Genomic DNA, 836 nt, shown 5'->3' on the forward strand with positions numbered 1-836 from the left:
AGGCCGGTGCCCGGCGTGCTGCCCGACGAATGGCCGTCGCGCATCGCCAGTGCGATGTCGGGGATGCCGGGGCCTTCGTCGATGGAAATCAGCTCCACCTCGTCGGCCGTGTCCGGTCCGCCATGGCCGGGGCGGACCGCGACCAGGAGCCGCCCGTTCTTCGCGTGGCGTTGCAGGTTGGTGCACAGCTCGGTCACCACCAGCGCGAGCCGGCCGGCGTCGATCTCGCTCCAGCCCAGGCTTGCCACGGCCTGCGCGGCGTGGCGCCGGGCCTCGCCGACGCGGCTGGCGTCGTCCATCGGAAAGGCCCTGTGGGTCCAGCCCCGCAGGGTGACCGCGGCTACTTCCACTTGGTGATGCTCACGCGGGTGCCTTCGCCGGCCGCCGAGGCGATGTCGAAGTCGTTCACCAGCCGCTTGCTGCCCGGCAGGCCCAGGCCCATGCCGCTGCCGCTGGTCCAGCCGTCGGTGAGCGCGAGCGCCAGGTCGGCGATGCCGGGGCCTTCGTCCTCGAAGTGCAGCAGCAGGCCGCGCCGGCCGTTGCGCTCCACGAACTCCCAGCGCATGCGCCCGCCGCCGCCGTGGATCAGCGTGTTGCGCGAGAGCTCGCTGGCGGCGGTGATCATCTTGGTCTGGTCGACCAGCGAAAGCTTCAGCTCCAGGCACAGCGCGCGCACCATCTGGCGGCTCGCGACGATGTTCTGCTCGGTCAGCAGCGGCAAGGTGCCGGTGAGTTCAATGGCCAAGGACGTTCTCCAGCCGTGAACGCCGAAGAAGCTCCATGCCGCGCTCCACGTTGAGCGCCGTTTTCACACCCTCGAGCGACAGCCCGAGCTC

2 protein-coding genes and 1 pseudogene are annotated in these 836 nt (G+C 70.6%); all 3 read right to left on the reverse strand.

The features are described 5' to 3' along the window. Positions 1-299, reverse strand: a 299-nt coding sequence (locus AB6807_RS39365; RefSeq protein ID WP_371088812.1) for an ATP-binding protein, incomplete at its 3' end; no start/stop codon positions are given. Between the two features lie 41 nt (positions 300-340). Further along, positions 341-745: an anti-sigma regulatory factor gene (locus AB6807_RS39370; RefSeq protein WP_132749244.1), complete on the reverse strand. Its 405-nt coding sequence runs from the start codon at positions 743-745 to the stop codon at positions 341-343. Continuing rightward, a pseudogene (locus AB6807_RS39375) lies at positions 735-836 on the reverse strand (anti-anti-sigma factor); the annotation flags it as partial. The pseudogene AB6807_RS39375 and the gene AB6807_RS39370, both read right to left, overlap by 11 nt.

This window comes from Variovorax sp. RCC_210 (assembly GCF_041355175.1).
In the GTDB taxonomy this organism is placed as follows: Bacteria; Pseudomonadota; Gammaproteobacteria; order Burkholderiales; family Burkholderiaceae_C; genus Variovorax.